Here is a 17,089-nt window from a genome sequence, read left to right as displayed (position 1 = left end):
TCCGGGGCCCGGCCCAGCCGGTGGCGGCTGGGCGTTCGGGCGCTTGCGAAGCAGTGCTTCGCAAGCAAAGCGCCCTCACCCATGTAAGCTCGGTCGCCGCTTGCTCGTGTGCGCAGTCGTGCGCACATGGCAAGACCGGGGTTGGGCGTCCTGCCCAACCCGCCCGAGGCATACCTCGGGCCCATGCGGCTCACGCCCCCGCAACCGGACCCACCCCGCCTTCGACAGATTTCCGCGATCTGTCCGAACCGCATGAACTGCTCCTGGTAGGTGTCGACCTTGGTCGACACAGCAGAGATCCACGCCATGCGTGGATGCTCTTCCGAATTTGCTTTGGTGGGTGCCGACCGTTGTTCGGCACACCCTCACCCCTTGAATCGCAAGCCCACGCCCGGTTCGGTGAACAGGTAGCGTGAATCCAGCGCCGAATCGCCCAGCTTGTGCCGCAGCTTGCCGACCAGGATGCGCAGGTAATGGGTATCGTGCTGGTGGGTCGGCCCCCAGATCTCCTGCAGGATCTGCGGCTGTGTCACCACCCGCCCGGCATTGCGCAGCAGCAGCGACAGCAACGCGTATTCCTTGCGGGTCAACGCCACCGGTTCACCCTGCAGGGCGACTTCGCGGCGCACCAGGTCCACGCGCAGGTGGCCGTCGTCGAACACCGGTGGCGTGCCATCACTGGGTACGCTGCGCGTGCGCAGCAGCGCCCGCACCCGTGCCATCAGTTCCTGCGTGCCGAACGGCTTGGTCACGTAGTCGTTGGCGCCGGTATCCAGTGCGCGCACCTTCTCGGCTTCGCCGGCGCGCACGGTCAGCATGATCACCGGCACCTGGCTCCACTGCCGCAGCTGTTCAAGTACCTCGTGGCCTTCCATGTCCGGCAGGCCGATATCCAGGATCACCAGGTCCATGTCCTCGCTGGCGGCCAGCTGCAGGCCTTCCTGGCCGGTGGCGGCCTGTCGCACCTGGTAGCCCTGCGCGCGCAGGCTGATGTCCAGGAACCGGCGGATCTGGGTTTCATCATCGATCACCAGCACGCGCGCGGCCGGCACGCTGGCATCAATCGGGGTCGGGCTCATCGTGGGAGGCTGGCTTGAGCAGGGGCAGGGTGATGCGGATCAGGGTACCGCGACCGTCGCGTCCGGGCAGCGCCTGCACGCTGCCGCCATGTGCGCCGATCATGCCCTGGCAGATGGTCAGGCCCAGGCCGGTGCCGTGGCGGCCGCGGTCGCCGCGCTCGACGCTGTAGAACATGTCGAAGATGCGCGCGCGCTCGTCGTCGGGAATGCCGGGGCCGGCATCGATCACGTCGATGCGCAGCTGGCCGTCCAGTTCGCGCGCCTGCACCTGCACGGCGGCGTCGGGCGGCGAGAACTTGGCCGCGTTCTCCATCACGTTGAACACGGCCTGTTCGACCAGCGCCGGGTGTACCCAGATCGGCGCCAGCGTGGACGGAATGTCCAGCTCCAGCCGCACCTTGGGCTGGTAGCGCTGCAGGCGCCGTGCGGCCGAGCCGATCAGTTCGTCCACGCCGATCCAGTCACGGTTGATCTTCAGACCTTCGTGGCCAAGGCGGGTCATGTCCAGCAGGTTCTGGATGTAGCGGTCCAGCCGCTCGCCTTCGACCAGGATGGTGTCCAGCAGGGCACGGCGATCGGCCGTGTCCATCGCCGCGCCGTAACTGGCCAGGCTGTCGGCCGAACCGATCATCGCCGCCAGTGGAGAGCGCAGGTCGTGCGACACCGAAGAGAGCAGGGCCGAGCGCAACCGCTCGGTCTCGTTGCTGACATGCGCCTGTTCCAGTTCGGCCACCAGCCGGGTACGCAGTGCGGCCTGCGCGATGTCATCGACCATCGCTTCGGCAAGCTGCCGCTGTTCGGGCAGCAGGCGTGCCTGTGCGCCGGGCAGGTACAGGCCGGCCACGCCGATCGCGCGATCTTCGCCATCCAGCAATGGCAGGAACCACCACTGCGCACCGGCCAGGGTGTCGGTGAAGCGGCCGCTGGGCTGGCCGTGGCGCAGCGCCCAGTCGGCGGCAGCCAGGTCGGTATCGCCGGGTTGGCTGCGGCCACCGGCGGCAGTGTCCGCGCCGATCCGCAGCCACGCCGGCACATCCATCGCCTGCTCCAAGGCATGCCGACCTGCCTGTGCCACCTCGCCGTTGCCAGCGGCGCTGGCCAGCTGACGGCCCAGCTGCTGGCGTGCACGTGCATGGCGATTGGCCGCACGCAGCGCAATGACCTGCATGCGCAGGCGCGAGGCCAGCCGTCCGGCCACCAAGGCGGCGGCCAGGAACAGGAACACGGTGATCACGCCCTGGCGCGCACCGATGGCGAAGGTGAAGCGGGGCGCGATGAACAGGAAGTTGTAGGCCAGGAAGCACAGGATCGCCGCCATCACCGCCACGCTGGCACGCGTGCGCGCCGCCACCAGCACCACTGCCACGATGAATACCATCGACAGGTCGGCCATGCCGACCCAGCGTTCGGCCAGCCAAGCCACCGCACAGGCCAGCGCGGTGGCGATCAGTGCCTGTACCGGCTCGTAGCTGATGCCGCGCATCGGTGGCAGCAGACCCTCGCGGCGCGAGCGCGCCCGGGCCTGCGGCGTGCTGATGATGGTGATCTCGTAGTGCGCCCCGCGCTGGATCAGCTGCTGGGTCAGGGTTCGGTTGAACATCCGCGCCAGCGGGCGCTCACGGGTGCGCCCCAGCACCAGGGTCGATACGCCGTTGTGCGCTGCATGGTCCAGCAGGGTATCGGCGATGCTCGATCCGTGCAGCAGTTCGGCGTCGCCACCCAGGCGCCGTGCCAGGGCGAAGGCCGCATCGATCTCGCGCCGCGTGGCCTCGTCCTGGCGCCGGCCCTGCACGGTCACCACCGTCCACGGTGCGTCGCGGCGCTCGGCGATGCGGCGCGCCACCCGCACCAGGTACTCGCTCTGGCCGCCGCCATCGATGGCCACCAGCACGCCGCGCCGCAGCGGCAGGTTGCCTTCGCCCCGTGCGGCGCGGGTTTCACGCAGGCTGCTGTCGACGCGGTCGGCGGCTTCCTGCATCGCCAGCTCACGCAGGGCGGTCAGGTTGGCCGGCGAGAAGAACGCCTGCAGCGCCTGCGCGGCCTGTTCGGGCACATAGACCTTGCCCTGCTGCAGGCGCGCGATCAGTTCGCGCGGCGGCAGATCGACCAGCACGATGTCGTGCAGGCGATCGAGCACGCCATCGGGCACGGTCTCGCTGACCCGCACGCCGGTGATGCGCATCACCACGTCGTTGAGGCTTTCCAGATGCTGGATGTTGACCGTGGTCCAGACGTCGATGCCGGCGTCGAGCAGCTCCATCACATCCTGCCAGCGCCGCTCATGGCGGCTGCCGGGCGCATTGCGATGGGCCAGTTCGTCCACCAGCACCAGCGCTGGATGCCGTGCCAGCACGGCATCCAGGTCCATCTCCTGCAGCGCGTGGCCGTGATAGGCCACGTCCTTCAACGGCAGCTGCGGCAGACCTTCCAGCAGGGCCTGGGTTTCGGCGCGGCCATGGGTTTCCACCAGCCCGACCACCAGGTCCACGCCGCGGCGCAGCTGCTCCTGGGCACGGGTCAGCATGGTGTAGGTCTTGCCCACACCCGGCGCAGCGCCGAGGAACACGGTCAGCTTGCCACCGGCTTCGCGTTGCAGGCCTTCCACCAGGGCATCGGCCTGGCGGGTACGCGCATCAGTCATGGGGGCCGCTGTCATGGCCGCCATTGTGCGCGCAGCCGATGCAGGCCGGCATCACGGCGCCTTGGCCGCATGGTCCAGCGCGAAGTTCAGCGTCACCACGTTCACCCGCGGCTGGCCGAACACGCCCCACTGGCGCCCTTCAGTATGTGCCTGCACCAAGGCCTGCACGCGCTCCACCGGCAGGCCGCGGGCACGTGCCACGCGTGCCACCTGCAGCTGCGCCGCCGCCGGCGACAGCTGCGGATCCAGCCCGCCGCCGGACTGGGTGACCAGGTCGGCCGGCACCTGCGCCGGGGCGACACCTTCGCGCGCGGCCACCGCCGCCGTGCTGGCGGCAACACGCTCGGCCAGCGCCGGGTTGCTGCGCGCCAGGTTGGAACCGGCCGCGGCCATCGGGTCGTAGTTGGCCGCCGACGGCCGTGCCTGGAAGTAGCCATCACCGGTGAACGGCTGCGACAGCCAGGCCGAGCCGCGCACCTGGCCGTTGCCATCGCGCAGCAGGCTGCCCTCGGCCTGGGTGGGGTAGGCCAGGCCGGCGAAACCGGTGGCGATGCCGGCGTAGACTGCGCCGGCCAGCAGCAGGGTAGCCAGGCCCAGGCCGATCGCCGGGCGCCAGCCGGCGCCGTCCTGCAGGCTGGCCACGCGGGCTTCGGCCTTCGGTTCGCGGGGCAGGGTGGTGGAGGTGGAAGCAGAACGGTTCATGCGCCGAATACCAGGACAAGGAAGAGGTCGATCAGCTTGATCGCCGCGAACGGCAACAGCACGCCGCCGAGGCCGTACACCAGCATGTTCCGGCGCAGCAGCGCGGTGGCCGTGGCCGGACGGAAGCGCACGCCACGCAGGGCGAGCGGGATCAGCGCGGGAATCACCAGCGCGTTGAAGATCAGCGCCGCCAGCACCGCGTTGCGTGGGCTCGACAGCTGCATCACGTTCAGTGCGGCCATGGCCGGAACCGCAGCGGCAAACAGCGCCGGCAGGATCGCGAAGTACTTGGACACGTCGTTGGCCAGCGAGAAGGTGGTCAGCGCACCGCGGGTGATCAGCTGCTGCTTGCCCACTTCCACGACCGCCAGCAGCTTGGCCGGGTCTGAATCGAGGTCGACCATGTTGCCGGCCTCCTTCGCCGCCTGCGTGCCGGAGTTCATCGCCAGGCCGATGTCGGCCTGGGCCAGCGCGGGAGCATCGTTGGTGCCATCGCCCACCATCGCCACCAGGCGGCCACCGGCCTGTTCCTGGCGGATGCGTGCCAGCTTGTCTTCCGGACGGGCCTCGGCGATGTAGTCATCAACGCCCGCTTCGGCGGCGATGGCGGCAGCGGTCAGCGGGTTGTCGCCGGTGATCATCACCGTGCGGATGCCCATCGCCCGCAGCTGTGCGAACTTCTCGCGCATGCCGTGCTTGACCACGTCCGACAGCTCGATCACGCCCAGCACGTGGCGGCCCTCGGCCACCACCAGCGGGGTGGCGCCATTGCGCGCGACCTGCTCGACGCGGCCGGCCAGTTCAGCCGGCACGCTGCCGCCGAGCGCCTGCACGTGGGTGCGGATCGCATCGGCAGCGCCCTTGCGGATCTGCCGCCCATGCTCCAGATCGACGCCGGACATCCGGGTCTGGGCACTGAACGCCAGGTAGTCGGCACGGTCCGGCTCGGCGGTGGCGCAGCCCTGTTCGCGCGCCAGGCGCACGATCGACTTGCCTTCCGGGGTCGGGTCGGCCAGCGAGGACAGCAGTGCCGCCTCGCGCAGCTGGCTGGCGTCGATGCCGGCCAGCGGATGGAAGTGGCTGGCCTGGCGGTCGCCGTAGGTGATGGTGCCGGTCTTGTCCAGCAGCAGCACGTCGACGTCGCCGGCCACTTCCACCGCCTTGCCCGACTTGGCCAGCACGTTGGCAGCCAGCGCACGGTTCATGCCGGCGATGCCGATGGCCGGCAGCAGGCCGCCGATGGTGGTCGGGATCAGGCACACCAGCAGTGCGATCAGCAGCAGTGGATCGACCTGCACGCCCACGGCCGCGCCGATCGCCGGCAACGTGGCCACCACCACCAGGAAGGTCAGCGTCATCGCCGCCAGCAGCAGGGTCAGCGCGATCTCGTTGGGGGTCTTCTGGCGATTGGCACCTTCCACCAGCGCGATCATGCGGTCCAGGAAGCTGTGGCCCGGCTCGGCGGTCACCCGCACGATGATCTGGTCGGACAGCACCTTGGTGCCACCGATCACACCGGAACGGTCGGTACCAGCCTCGCGCAGCACCGGTGCCGATTCGCCGGTCACTGCCGCTTCGTTGATGGTGGCCAGGCCCTGCACGATCTCGCCATCGGCCGGCACCAGCTCACCGGCACTGACGATCACATGGTCGCCCGGGCGCAGCTCGGCGGCCGGCACCTGGGCTTCGGCTGCGCCCGGCTGCGGCGCCGCCAGCCGGCGCGCCACCAGGTCCTGGCGGGCACGGCGCAGCGAGGCGGCCTGGCCACGGCCACGCGCTTCGGCCACTGCCTCGGCGAAATTGCCGAACAGCACGGTCACCAGCAGGATGGCGGTTACCGCCAGGCCGAAGCCCAGCGGTGCATTGCCGGTCAGGGTGACGATCGCGGCGACAATCGTGCCGGCCATCACCACCGCCATCACCGGGCTGCGCACCAGATGCATCGGCGCCAGCTTGCGCACCGCTTCGACCAGCGCACGGCGCAGGCCGGCGCCATCAAGCAGGGCAGGGCGCGGTGCATGGGTACTACGGGTTGAACTTGCTTGGGTACTCATCAGGGTGTCCTCAGCGCAGTCCCAGGCTCAGGTGATCGGCGATCGGGCCGAGTACCAGCGCCGGCATGAACTGCAGCACGGTCAGGATGACGATCACCGAGACCAGGGTCAGGGCGAAGGTCGGGGTTTCGATCTGCAGGCTGCCGGCAGACTCCGGCGCCTGGCGCTTGGCGGCCAGCTGTGCGGCCACCACCAGCGGAATGATCAGCAGCGGGAAGCGGCCCAGCAGCAGTACCAGCGAGCAGCTCAGGTTCCACCACAGCGTGGCGTCACCCAGTCCTTCGAAGCCCGAACCGTTGTTGGCGTAGGCCGAGACATACTCGTAGAACACCTGGCTGATGCCATGGAAGCCGGGGTTGGAGGTGCCGGCCAGGCCGGGCACGGCCAGGGTGATCGCAGTGAACACCAGCAGGGTGATCGGCTGCAGCAGCACCAGCAGGGCCAGCAGGCGCACCTGGGGCGTCTCCAGCTTGCGGCCGAACAGTTCCGGCGTGCGCCCGGTCATCAACCCGGCCAGGAACACACCCAGCAGCAGATAGACGATGAACTGCTGCAGGCCACAGCCGATGCCGCCCCAGATCGCGCTGACCAGCATGTTGACCATCGCGATGCCACCGCTCAGCGGCGCCAGCGAATCGTGCATGCCGTTCACCGAGCCATTGGAGACCTGGGTAGTCACCGCCGCCCACAGCGCCGTGCCGTCGGCGCCGAAGCGCACCTCCTTGCCTTCCATCAGCAGCGGGGTGGCGGCGCTGGCGCTATGCCCTTCGCTCCACATCATCGCGCCGGTGGAAAGCAGCGACATGCCCAGCATGCAGCTGAACACCAGGGCGCCGAAGCGACGCCGGCCGGTGAACGCGCCGATCATGAAGATCACCGCCATCGGCACCAGCAGGATGCCGACGATTTCCAGCGCGTTCGACAGCGGGGTCGGGTTCTCCAGCGGGAAGCTGCTGTTCGGGCCGTACCAGCCGCCACCGTTGGCGCCAAGCTGCTTGGCCGCGACCATCGCCGCCACCGGGCCCAGCGGCAGCTTCTGTCCGGTCATGCCGGCGCTGGCATCGATCGGCGTGGCCTGCGGGCCACCGGCCATCGTCGACGGCACACCCTGGCTGGTCAGCAGCAGGGTCCACACCAGGCACAGCGGCAACAGGAAACGCACGCACAGGCGCACCACGTCCACGTAGTAGTTGCCTACCGCCACCTGGCGGTCATCGCCGGCACCGGTGGCCGCCGCAGCCTGCGGCGCACGCGAGAACAACGCGCGCAGCGTCGCCACCGCCAGCGCCAGGCCCATCATCGGCGTCACCACCTGCAGGCCGGTGATGCCGGTCATCTGCGAGAGGTAGGACAGCTGCGCCTGGCCCGAATAGTGCTGCTGGTTGGTGTTGGTCAGGAACGAGATCATCGTGTGCAGCGCGGTGTCCCAGCGCATGTTCGGGATCTGGTCCGGGTTCAGTGGCAACCAGGCCTGGGTCATGAACACCGCCTGGGTCAACACAGCGACCACCACGTTGCTCAGCACGAAGGCCAGCACGTAGCCGCGCCAGGACATCGCGCGCGAGGGATCGACGCCGAACACCTTGTACAACGGCTTTTCGATCCAGTTGAACAGCACGTCGACCTTCATCGGCGTGCCGCGCATCACGCGGGCCAGGTACAGGCCCAGCGGCCACGCCAGCAGCAGGCTGGCGGCAAGAATGACAAGCATCTCAGTCATGGCCGGCTCCGTTAGAACGATTCGGGCCGCAGCACGACATAGAGAAGATAGGCGGCGGCGACCAGCACCAGCACGCCACACAACAAAGACAGCCAGGGGGACATTTCAATAGCGACCTGGTGGAACCCCTCCACCTCAGGCCGTCATCGTCGTCCTGCCGCCCATAAACGCACTACGCGCCGGACCGGGCCGACGCGTAAAGAGTGCATAAATTCCGTGGGCCAACCCGTAACCACGCGCCGCCTGCTGTAGAGCCGAGCCCATGCTCGGCTGCCCTTTCCCAAGGTCACGCGGAGTCGAGCGTGGGCCCGACGCTACAGGCGAATCACGGCGCCTGGCTCGCCTGCGCCACGCCCTTCAGCTCGCGATAGCGCTGCAGCGTGCTGTCGATCTCGGCCTTCAGCGCCTGCTGCTGCTGCAGGAATCCGGCCTGCAGGCGTTGCTGCGACTGCAGTTGCACGTGCCGCTGGCGGATCGCCTCGGCCTGCTTGTCGGCCACCTTGCCACCGGCCAGTTCGCGGTCACCGGCGGCCGACAGCAGCGCCACCAGCGATTCGCGCAGGCTGGTGACGTTGTACTCGGCGGTCTTCAGGTTGTTGTCCAGCACTTCCTGGCGTTCGGCGAACACCCGGCGCAGGTCGTCCTCGCTGCCATAGGTGGACAGCATCGCCTGTTCGGTGCGCTGGCGGGTCTGCTCGGCCATCAGGTCCAGCTGCTGCTGCTGTGCCACGGTGCTGGCTGCGGCGCGCTCCTCGTCGGTCAACGCGCGCTGGACCTGCGCATTGCGCAGGCCGCTCTTCGCGTTGAACTCCTCGCGGGCGTGATTGACCGCATCGGCCGGCAGCGAATCACTGCAGATCCGCTCCTTGCCCTCGTTCCAGCAGTACAGCTTCTTTTCCACCTTGCCGCCGTCGCGCGACTGCGCCGGCACGGTGAACAGCACGGCCAGCAGCAGGCCGGCAAAGAGAACAGCAGGAACTCGGGACATGACCTTTCCCCTGGTCGGTCAGCGGATCGAACGGACGCCGTACTGGGCCCGGTAGGCTTCCAGCGGCTGCCGGTAACCGACAAGTTCCGGGTTGCCGGAGGCGAAATCAAGCAGATCGGCCAGCGATGCCACGGCGATCACCGGAATGCCGGCTTCTTCGGCCACCGACTGTGCCGCCGAGCGACGGTCGGCTTCCGAGGCGATCTCCTGGCGGTCCAGTGCCACCACGATGCCGGCCGGGGTGCCGCCGGCAGCGCGGATGATGCCCAGCGCTTCGCGGATCGCGGTACCGGCGGTGATCACGTCATCGACGATCAGCACGCGCTTGCCATTCATGTCGGCGCCGATCAGCTGGCCGCCTTCACCATGGTCCTTGGCTTCCTTGCGGTTGAACGACAGCGGCAGGTCGCGGCCACGCTGGGCCAGCTCGCAGGCCATCGCGGTGGCCAGCGGAATGCCCTTGTAGGCCGGGCCGAACACCACGTCGTACTTGATCCCGGTGGCATCGATGGCATCGGCGTAGCAGGCGCCGAGCTGCGACAGCAGCGAACCGGAGTCGAAACGACCGGCGTTGAAGAAATAGGGGCTCAGCCGGCCGGACTTGAGGGTGAACTGGCCGAAGCGCAGGGCGTCGGCAGTCAGGGCCAGCTGCAGGAAACGGTGGCGGTGGTCGCTCATCAAAACTCGATTCATCTTCATTTGGAGCACAAATCCTAATCCAGCTGGGCGTTTCGCGCTCGTCCAGCGCCATGAAGCCGTCCAGGCCCGGCCTGGCGGACTGCGCAGCCCTGCGGGCAACCGGTATGCTTGCCCGGTTTCCCGCCGCAGGTCCCCCGCATGCGCATCATCAGTTTCAACGCCAATGGCATCCGTTCCGCCGCGACCAAGGGCTTCCTCGACTGGTTCCGTGCCCAGGACGCCGACGTCCTGTGCATCCAGGAAACCAAGGCCCAGGAAGACCAGCTGACCGACCCGATGTTCCGTCCGGACGGCCACCACTGCTTCTATCGCGATGCCATCACCAAGAAGGGCTACAGCGGCGTGGCGATCTACAGCAAGCGCGAACCGGACCAGGTCATCACCTCGCTGGGCTGGGCGCCGTTCGACGACGAAGGCCGCTACATCGAGGCGCGCTACGGCAATCTCAGCGTGGTCTCCTTCTATATCCCGTCGGGCAGCTCGGGCGACCTGCGCCAGGGCTTCAAGTTCGAAGTGATGGAATGGCTGCGGCCGATCCTCGAAGCGTGGGCGCGCAGCGGCCGCGACTACGTGCTGTGCGGTGACTGGAACATCGTGCGTTCGGCGCTGGACATCAAGAATTGGAAGTCCAACCAGAAGAACTCCGGCTGCCTGCCGGAGGAGCGCGACTGGCTCAACGCGCTGTGCGCCGACCACGGCCAGGCCACCGATGTCGCCGCCGGCCGTGGTTGGGCCGACGCCTATCGCCTGCTCAACCCCACCGGCGAGGACTACACCTGGTGGAGCAACCGTGGCGCGGCCCGTGCCAACAATGTCGGTTGGCGCATCGACTACCAGTTCATCACCCCGGGCCTGCGTGACCGACTGCGCAGCTGCTCGATCTACCGCGACGAGCGCTTCTCCGACCACGCCCCGTTCACCGTGGACTACGACCTGTGACCGAGGCCGCCACGCCGCGCCGACCGTGGCAGCAGGTGTTGTCCAACCTGAGCCAGCGCAAGGTGCTGGCGATGCTGCTGCTCGGTTTCAGTTCGGGCCTGCCCATCTATCTGGTGGGCAACACGCTTGGCTTCTGGATGCGCAAGGAAGGCATCGAGCTGAGCACGATCGGTTTCTTGTCATGGGTCGGGCTGGCCTACACCATGAAGTTCCTGTGGGCGCCGATCGTCGACAAGACCGACGTGCCTCTGTTCGGTCGTTTCGGCCGCCGCCGCGGCTGGATGCTGCTGTCGCAGCTGGTCGTGGTGGTGGGGCTGGTCGGCATGGCACTGGTCCAGCCCAAGGGCGGCCAGATCCAGTTCCTGGGTGTCGACTGGCAGCACATCGTCGTATTCGGCGTGATGGCCGTGATCGTGGCGTTTGCTTCGGCCACCCAGGACATCGTCATCGATGCCTGGCGCATCGAAAGCGCTGACAACAGCGAGCAGCTCGGCCTGCTGACCTCATCCTCGGCGCTGGGCTACCGCACTGCCTTGCTGGTCACCGATGCGCTGATCCTGATCATCGCGGCCCGTGTCGGCTGGCAGGTCTCCTACGAGATCATGGCCGTGCTGATGGCGCTTGGCGTGGTGGCCGTGCTCATGGCCCGCGAACCCGCGCGGGAAGTGGCTGCCGTGCAGGCACAGGCGACCTCGCTGTGGACGCCACGCGGTCTGTTCGACGCCGTGGCCGGGCCGTTCATCGCCTTCGTCCGCGAACACCGCAGCGGCGCGATCCTGATCCTGGTGGCCATCAGCATCTATCGCATGGCCGACTTCGTCATGGGGCCGATGGCCAACCCCTTCTATGTCGATCTCGGCCTGGACGAGGACACCGTGGGCGCCGTGCGTGGCTCGGTGGGCCTGGTCGCGACCTTCGTCGGCATTGCTGCGGCGGGCCTGGTTTCGGTGCGCTGGGGCGTGCTGGCGGCGCTGATGGTGGGCGCCGTGCTGGGGCCGGCCTCCAACCTGGCGTTTGCCTGGCTGGCCTATTCCGGCCCGGACACAACCCATTTCGCCGTGGCCATGGCCATCGACAACTTCGCCAGCGGTTTCGCCGGTACGGCGCTGATCGCCTATATGTCGAGCCTGACCAGCATCGGATACACGGCAACCCAGTACGCGCTGCTGAGCTCGTTCTACGCGATGCCCGGCAAGGCGCTCAAGGGGCTCTCAGGGTGGTCGGTACAGGCGCTCGCACAAGGCCGGACGCTGCTGGAAGGCTACGCGCTGTTCTTCGTCGGTACCGCGCTGGTGGCGATCCCGGTGGTGATCCTGTGCGCCCTGCTGATCCTGCAGCAGCGTCGTCGCCAGGCCGCCAGCTCGACCTGATTGCCTGCCCGCCCGGACTGCGGGATCATCGCCCCCGACGCGCCGAGGGGGCGGTGCCTTGCGAACGGGGAAGTGAGCATGGCCGACGTTGTGCTGCGGGACCTGGACCCGCTGCTGCTGGAACGCATCCGACGGGTCGCGGTCGCCCGCGGCTGGACCCACGAACAGACCTGCGCCGCCTTGCTGGAGCAGGGGCTGTTCAGCAGTGAACTGGAGGTCCGCTCCGGCTTCGGCGATCCCGAAGTGGACGCCCTCTCCGCCGCGATTGCCGCCCTGCAGGCCCTGCCGGCAGGGCAGGGCTTCGATTAGCGCCTTTGTAGAGCCGAGCCATGCTCGGCTGCTCTTGGCCCGGCCCGGCCCGGCCCGCGCTAAGCCGAGCAGGGCTCGGCTCTACAACGGCGCCTCACCTGCGCGGACGGCCCACCTCACGCCAGGTGGATCGCCCCCAGGATCCGCGGGCCCGTTGCCCCGGTCACGCTCGGCAGGTTGCCCGCCAGCCCGTCCATCGTCCGCTGCGCCAGCCAGGCGAAACCCATCGCCTCCACGTACTCCGGGTCCAGCCCATGCACCGCGCTGGACTCAACCTGCACCTCCGGCAGCCGCGCCGCCAGCCGCTTCATCAGCTGCCGGTTGCGCACACCGCCGCCACAGACCAGCAGGCGCCGGGTCTGCGGCTGCTGCGCCAGCAACGCATCGGCCACGGTCGCCACGGTCAGCTCCAGCAGGGTGGCCTGCACATCGGCAGCGGCGTACTCGCCTTCCCCCATGTGGGCTTCGGCCCAGGACAGGTGAAACTGTTCGCGCCCGGTGCTCTTCGGCGGCGGCAGCGCGAACCACGGGTCCGAGCGCCAGCCGGCCAGCAGGCCCTCGTCCAACGTGCCACTGGCAGCGTAAGCGCCATCGGCATCGAAGGTGCGGCCGGTATGGCGCTGGCACCAGGCGTCCATCAGCGCATTGGCCGGGCCGGTATCGAAGCCACGCACCGCGCCTTCGCGCGGGATCAGGGTCAGGTTGGCGATGCCGCCCAGGTTGAGCACCGCGCGGTCTTCGTCGGCGGTGCCCAGCATGCCCAGGTGGAAGGCCGGCATCAGCGGCGCACCGTGGCCCCCGGCCGCCACGTCGCGGCGGCGGAAGTCGGATACCGTCGTGATCCCGGTCAGTTCGGCAATGCGGTTGCCGTCGCCCAGCTGCACGGTGAACGCCGGGTCGGCCAGCGGGCGGTGGCGCACGGTCTGGCCGTGCGAGCCGATCGCGCGCACCTGGCTGCGGTCCACGCCGGCCTCGGCCAGCAGTTGATTGGCGGCCCCGGCGAAGTTGATCGCGATCCGCGCGTCCAGTTCGCCCAGTTCCTCCAGCGACTCCAGCGGGCCACCTTCGCCCAGCGCCACCAGCCGCGCGCGCAGCACCGGCTCCCAGCGGGCGGTCAGGCCGTGCACGAAGCGGCAGCCATCGCCGGCGGGGAACTGCACCAGCGCGGCATCGATGCCATCGGCGCTGGTGCCCGACATCAGGCCAAGGTACAGGGGGGCGTCAGCGTCGGCAGTCGTGTTCATGGCAGGCATAAAAAAAGGACGCGGCAAGCTTGGGCTGCCGCGTCCTTCTTCGTCAACGCAAGACGCTCAGCCGCGCTTGCGGCCGGTCGCCTGCTTGTCCTTGGCGCTGGCCACCTCGGGCGCAGCCTCGTCGCGGCTGGTCGGTGCCGGGCTGGCGTCGGCGTAGATCAGCTTCTCCATGCCCTGGATGCGCGCCATCGCCGGCGCGGTCTGCGCGCGGAAGGCGACCAGCTCGGCGCCCTTCAGCGGTTCCGGCGGCGGCATGGTCACGGTCAGCGGGTTGCGGTGCTCGCCGTTGACGCGGAATTCGTAGTGCAGGTGCGGGCCGGTCGCCAGGCCGGTCGAGCCGACATAGCCGATCACCGTGCCCTGGGCCACGCGCTGGCCGGTCCTGATGTTCGCAAAGCGCGACATGTGGCCGTACAGGGTGGTGTGGCCGCGGCCATGGTCGAGGATCACCACGTTGCCGTAGCCGCGCTGCACGCCGGCGAACTGCACGCGGGCATCGCCCGCGGCCATGATCGGAGTGCCGGTGCGCGCGGCGTAGTCCACGCCCTTGTGCATGCGCATCTTGCCCAGCACCGGGTGCTTGCGCGCGCCGAAGGTCGAACTCAGCCGCGCGAACGGGATCGGCATGCGGATGAAGCTCTTCTTCAGCGAACGGCCGTTGATGTCGTAGTACTCGGACTTGCCGTTGCGGTCGAAGCGGAAGCCGGAATAGGTCTTGCCACCGGTGGTGAAGGTCGCCGCCAGGATCTTGCTGGTGTCCACCTTCTCGCCTTCGCGCCAGGTTTCATCCATCACCACGCTGAAGCGGTCGCCCGGCTGCAGGTCCTTGGAGAAGTCGATGTCGTACTTGAAGATGTCGTCGGTCATCGTCGCGATTGCCGACGGCGACAGCCCGGCCCGTCGGGCCGCGGCATACAGCGAACTGGTGATCTCGCCGCTGGTGACCACGGTGCGCGTGGAGGACTCGCGCTTGGTCACTTTCTCCTTGATGTCATCGCCGGCCAGGCTCAGTTCCACGCGGTTGTCGGCATCGCGGTCGAAACGGATGCTGCGCAGGTCGCCGGACAGCGGCATGTCGAAGGCGATCTCGGCACCCGGGCGCAGCTTGGTCAACGCCTCACGCGCGCCGGGGTGGTCCAGCACCCGGTGCAGGGTGGTGGCCGGAATGCCAGCCTTGTCGAACAGGTCGCTCAGGGTCTGGCCACGCTGCACGCGCAGCACCTGCCAGCTGTCACCCGGCACCTGCTGCTGGCGGGCCATGGTCAGCGGCGGCAACGGCAGCGCCAGGCTGGTGTGGCTGTCGGCGTAGGGGGCATCGATGGTGTGCGAGAAACCGGGGACGATCGTCGCCACCAGGGCGCCGATGGTCGCAAACAGGCTGGCATGCATCCAATGGCGGCGGGTCCAGCGCTCATTGAAGGCGGCGGGAAGATGTTGCCTGAGCTTCCGATGCAGGGTGTTGTCGTGCAGGACGTGGAGGCGTTCCTGGAAGCGCTGCTTGCGTGCGCGCCCTTGTTCGGAATTGTGCATCGGCAGTTTTTTCCTGGCGGCCTGGGAGTGCGGGCCTGATCGCCGGTTACCATAGACACCTCAGAAAACCGCGTCAAACCCTTGTGCCCATTGGCTTTTGTGAAGCCAATCGGGTTAACTTCGCTTTAACACCCCACACAAGAATCGGCGTTGCCGGGAGTAGTCACGTGTCCTCGATTGAAGAAGCCCTTGCCCTGATCGGCCGTGGTGCCGACGAGATCCTCAAGCTCGAGGATCTGCGTGCGCGCCTGCAGGAAGGCCGTCCGCTGCGGATCAAGGCCGGCTTCGACCCCACCGCGCCCGACCTGCACCTGGGCCATACGGTGCTGCTGAACAAGATGCGCCAGTTCCAGGACCTGGGCCACCAGGTCATTTTCCTGATCGGCGACTTCACCGGCATGATCGGCGACCCGTCCGGCAAGAGCCTGACCCGCAAACCGCTCAGCCGCGATGACGTGCTCGCCAACGCCCGTACCTACGAGGAACAGGTGTTCAAGGTGCTCGACCGCAGCCGTACCGAAGTCCGCTTCAACTCGGAGTGGTTCGGCAAGATGGGCGCGGCCGACATGATCCGCCTGGCCGGCCAGCACACCGTGGCGCGCATGCTCGAGCGCGACGACTTCGCCAAGCGCTATGCCGCCCAGCAGTCCATCGCCATCCACGAGTTCCTGTACCCGCTGGTGCAGGGCTACGATTCGGTGGCCCTGGAGGCCGACGTCGAACTGGGCGGTACCGACCAGAAGTTCAACCTGCTGATGGGCCGTGGCCTGCAGGAACACCACGGCCAGAAGCCGCAGGTGGTGCTGACCATGCCGCTGCTGGAAGGCCTGGACGGCGTCAACAAGATGTCCAAGTCGCTGGGCAACTACATTGGTATCAGCGAGCCGGCCATCGACATCGTCACCAAGACCATGAAGGTGGACGACACCCTGATGTGGCGCTGGATCGAACTGCTGTCCTTCGACATCAGCCAGGCCGAAGCCGTGCAGCTGCGCGAGCAGGTGGCCAATGGCGGCTTGAACCCGCGTGTGGTCAAGCTGCGCCTGGCGCGTGAACTGGCGACCCGTTTCCACGACGCCGCCGCGGCCGAGCAGGCCATTGCAGGCTGGGAAGCAGCGGTGACCGGGCAGGGTGACATTACCCAGCTGCCGCTGCAGGACGTGGCGATTCCGGCCGAAGGACTGCGTATCGCTGCGCTGCTGACGGCGGCCGGCCTGACCCCGAGCAACTCTGAAGCCAATCGCAAGCTCAAGGAGCGCGCGGTCAAGGTCGACGGTGAAGTGGTCGAAGATGGCCAGCAGGTGCTGCAGCCGGGCTTCGAAGGCCTGCTGCAGGTCGGCAAGCGTACTTTCGCCCGCGTGCGCCTGGTCACTGCCTGACAGCAGGGAAGGGCCGGCGCCAGCCGGCCCTTCCTTATGCTCTTGTAGAGCCAAGCCTACGCTTGGCTGCGCTTCGCGGGTTTCTACCGCAGCGCGACGGATGAACAGATGCAACATCCGGTGAAAAAAATCGCCACACCCCCTTCACAAATGATGTGGATGGGGCCATACTTCTCCTCCCCCGTCGCAGGGGTCGCCACCAAGGGGCTTCAGCGACATCAGGGTGCCCGCCACCGCCGAACGAGATGATCGAACGAAGGTGTTGACGGACTGAAAAAGTCTGGCATAATGGGCGGCTCGCTACGAAGGAAACTTCGCAGCACACGGGAACGGCGCTGAGGCCACTTCCCCGGATCTTTGAAAGTATGCGCAGGTATCTTGTGAAGGCGCCTGCAGGAAGGATGATTGTCCATCTTGCAGACGTTT

14 protein-coding genes are annotated in these 17,089 nt (G+C 67.9%); 4 read left to right on the top strand and 10 right to left on the bottom strand.

The genetic code is table 11. The features are described from left to right. Positions 1-365: 365 nt before the first annotated feature. The 8 genes from AC5P7I_RS17055 to pyrE all read right to left on the bottom strand — a co-directional run bounded on the left by AC5P7I_RS17055 (position 366) and on the right by pyrE (position 9,862). Positions 366-1,079 carry a response regulator transcription factor gene (locus AC5P7I_RS17055; protein WP_032961423.1) on the bottom strand — a complete coding sequence of 238 codons (714 nt, stop codon included), beginning with the start codon at positions 1,077-1,079 and terminating at the stop codon, positions 366-368. Further along, a complete protein-coding gene (locus AC5P7I_RS17050) occupies positions 1,060-3,720 on the bottom strand; it encodes a sensor histidine kinase KdpD (RefSeq protein ID WP_262087970.1) in 2,661 nt (886 codons plus the stop codon). The genes AC5P7I_RS17055 and AC5P7I_RS17050 overlap by 20 nt, the downstream gene beginning before the upstream one ends. A gap of 51 nt (positions 3,721-3,771) precedes the next feature. After that, a complete protein-coding gene (gene kdpC, locus AC5P7I_RS17045; RefSeq protein ID WP_014645671.1) occupies positions 3,772-4,422 on the bottom strand; it encodes a potassium-transporting ATPase subunit KdpC in 651 nt (216 codons plus the stop codon). Beyond that, positions 4,419-6,476, bottom strand: a complete 2,058-nt coding sequence (gene kdpB, locus AC5P7I_RS17040; RefSeq protein ID WP_014645672.1) for a potassium-transporting ATPase subunit KdpB — start codon at positions 6,474-6,476, stop codon at positions 4,419-4,421. The genes kdpC and kdpB overlap by 4 nt, the downstream gene beginning before the upstream one ends. A 10-nt stretch (positions 6,477-6,486) precedes the next feature. Then, positions 6,487-8,196 (bottom strand): potassium-transporting ATPase subunit KdpA, encoded by a 1,710-nt coding sequence (gene kdpA, locus AC5P7I_RS17035; protein WP_014645673.1) that lies wholly within the window; start codon positions 8,194-8,196, stop codon positions 6,487-6,489. An 11-nt stretch (positions 8,197-8,207) separates the two neighbouring features. Then, positions 8,208-8,300, bottom strand: a complete 93-nt coding sequence (locus tag AC5P7I_RS17030; RefSeq protein ID WP_005407770.1) for a potassium-transporting ATPase subunit F — start codon at positions 8,298-8,300, stop codon at positions 8,208-8,210. A 221-nt stretch (positions 8,301-8,521) separates the two neighbouring features. Next, on the bottom strand, positions 8,522-9,184 hold the full coding sequence (locus AC5P7I_RS17025; RefSeq protein ID WP_262087971.1) for a hypothetical protein: 663 nt from the start codon (positions 9,182-9,184) through the stop codon (positions 8,522-8,524). 18 nt (positions 9,185-9,202) lie between these two features. Next, complete coding sequence (pyrE, locus tag AC5P7I_RS17020) at positions 9,203-9,862, bottom strand: orotate phosphoribosyltransferase (RefSeq protein ID WP_014645675.1); 660 nt, start codon at positions 9,860-9,862, stop codon at positions 9,203-9,205. A 159-nt stretch (positions 9,863-10,021) separates the two neighbouring features. On the opposite strand from pyrE, the gene AC5P7I_RS17015 reads away from it, so the two are divergent. The 3 genes from AC5P7I_RS17015 (at position 10,022) to AC5P7I_RS17005 (ending at position 12,501) form a co-directional block, all read left to right on the top strand. Next, the gene (locus tag AC5P7I_RS17015) at positions 10,022-10,822 is read left to right on the top strand and encodes an exodeoxyribonuclease III (RefSeq protein ID WP_049405785.1); all 801 of its coding nucleotides are present in this window, start codon (positions 10,022-10,024) and stop codon (positions 10,820-10,822) included. Further along, entirely contained in the window at positions 10,819-12,192 is a 1,374-nt protein-coding gene (locus AC5P7I_RS17010; protein WP_180835369.1) for an AmpG family muropeptide MFS transporter, read from the top strand. The genes AC5P7I_RS17015 and AC5P7I_RS17010 overlap by 4 nt, the downstream gene beginning before the upstream one ends. 78 nt (positions 12,193-12,270) lie before the next feature. After that, a complete protein-coding gene (locus AC5P7I_RS17005; RefSeq protein WP_014645678.1) occupies positions 12,271-12,501 on the top strand; it encodes a hypothetical protein in 231 nt (76 codons plus the stop codon). 116 nt (positions 12,502-12,617) lie between these two features. Here AC5P7I_RS17005 and AC5P7I_RS17000 read toward each other — a convergent pair whose 3' ends face one another. Further along, a complete protein-coding gene (locus AC5P7I_RS17000) occupies positions 12,618-13,745 on the bottom strand; it encodes an anhydro-N-acetylmuramic acid kinase (protein ID WP_262087972.1) in 1,128 nt (375 codons plus the stop codon). 66 nt (positions 13,746-13,811) lie between these two features. Further along, positions 13,812-15,284 carry a M23 family metallopeptidase gene (locus tag AC5P7I_RS16995; protein WP_032961400.1) on the bottom strand — a complete coding sequence of 491 codons (1,473 nt, stop codon included), beginning with the start codon at positions 15,282-15,284 and terminating at the stop codon, positions 13,812-13,814. A 167-nt stretch (positions 15,285-15,451) separates the two neighbouring features. Between AC5P7I_RS16995 and tyrS the strand changes: the two genes are divergently transcribed. Beyond that, positions 15,452-16,663: a tyrosine--tRNA ligase gene (tyrS, locus tag AC5P7I_RS16990; RefSeq protein ID WP_014035711.1), complete on the top strand. Its 1,212-nt coding sequence runs from the start codon at positions 15,452-15,454 to the stop codon at positions 16,661-16,663. Positions 16,664-17,089: the final 426 nt, after the last annotated feature.

The sequence above is a fragment of the Stenotrophomonas sp. YJH_SMC_138 genome, from assembly GCF_059369855.1.
This window is presented reverse-complemented; position numbering and strand designations above follow the sequence as displayed.

Excerpts from the sequence above, each read along its gene's own strand:
- AC5P7I_RS17055 (WP_032961423.1), bottom strand. The coding sequence starts at position 1,079 with ATGAGCCCGACCCCGATTGATGCCAGCGTGCCGGCCGCGCGCGTGCTG.
- AC5P7I_RS17050 (WP_262087970.1), bottom strand. The coding sequence starts at position 3,720 with ATGACTGATGCGCGTACCCGCCAGGCCGATGCCCTGGTGGAAGGCCTG.
- kdpC (WP_014645671.1), bottom strand. The coding sequence starts at position 4,422 with ATGAACCGTTCTGCTTCCACCTCCACCACCCTGCCCCGCGAACCGAAG.
- kdpB (WP_014645672.1), bottom strand. The coding sequence starts at position 6,476 with ATGAGTACCCAAGCAAGTTCAACCCGTAGTACCCATGCACCGCGCCCT.
- kdpA (WP_014645673.1), bottom strand. The coding sequence starts at position 8,196 with ATGACTGAGATGCTTGTCATTCTTGCCGCCAGCCTGCTGCTGGCGTGG.
- AC5P7I_RS17030 (WP_005407770.1), bottom strand. The coding sequence starts at position 8,300 with ATGTCCCCCTGGCTGTCTTTGTTGTGTGGCGTGCTGGTGCTGGTCGCC.
- AC5P7I_RS17025 (WP_262087971.1), bottom strand. The coding sequence starts at position 9,184 with ATGTCCCGAGTTCCTGCTGTTCTCTTTGCCGGCCTGCTGCTGGCCGTG.
- pyrE (WP_014645675.1), bottom strand. The coding sequence starts at position 9,862 with ATGAGCGACCACCGCCACCGTTTCCTGCAGCTGGCCCTGACTGCCGAC.
- AC5P7I_RS17015 (WP_049405785.1), top strand. The coding sequence starts at position 10,022 with ATGCGCATCATCAGTTTCAACGCCAATGGCATCCGTTCCGCCGCGACC.
- AC5P7I_RS17005 (WP_014645678.1), top strand. The coding sequence starts at position 12,271 with ATGGCCGACGTTGTGCTGCGGGACCTGGACCCGCTGCTGCTGGAACGC.
- AC5P7I_RS17000 (WP_262087972.1), bottom strand. The coding sequence starts at position 13,745 with ATGAACACGACTGCCGACGCTGACGCCCCCCTGTACCTTGGCCTGATG.
- AC5P7I_RS16995 (WP_032961400.1), bottom strand. The coding sequence starts at position 15,284 with ATGCACAATTCCGAACAAGGGCGCGCACGCAAGCAGCGCTTCCAGGAA.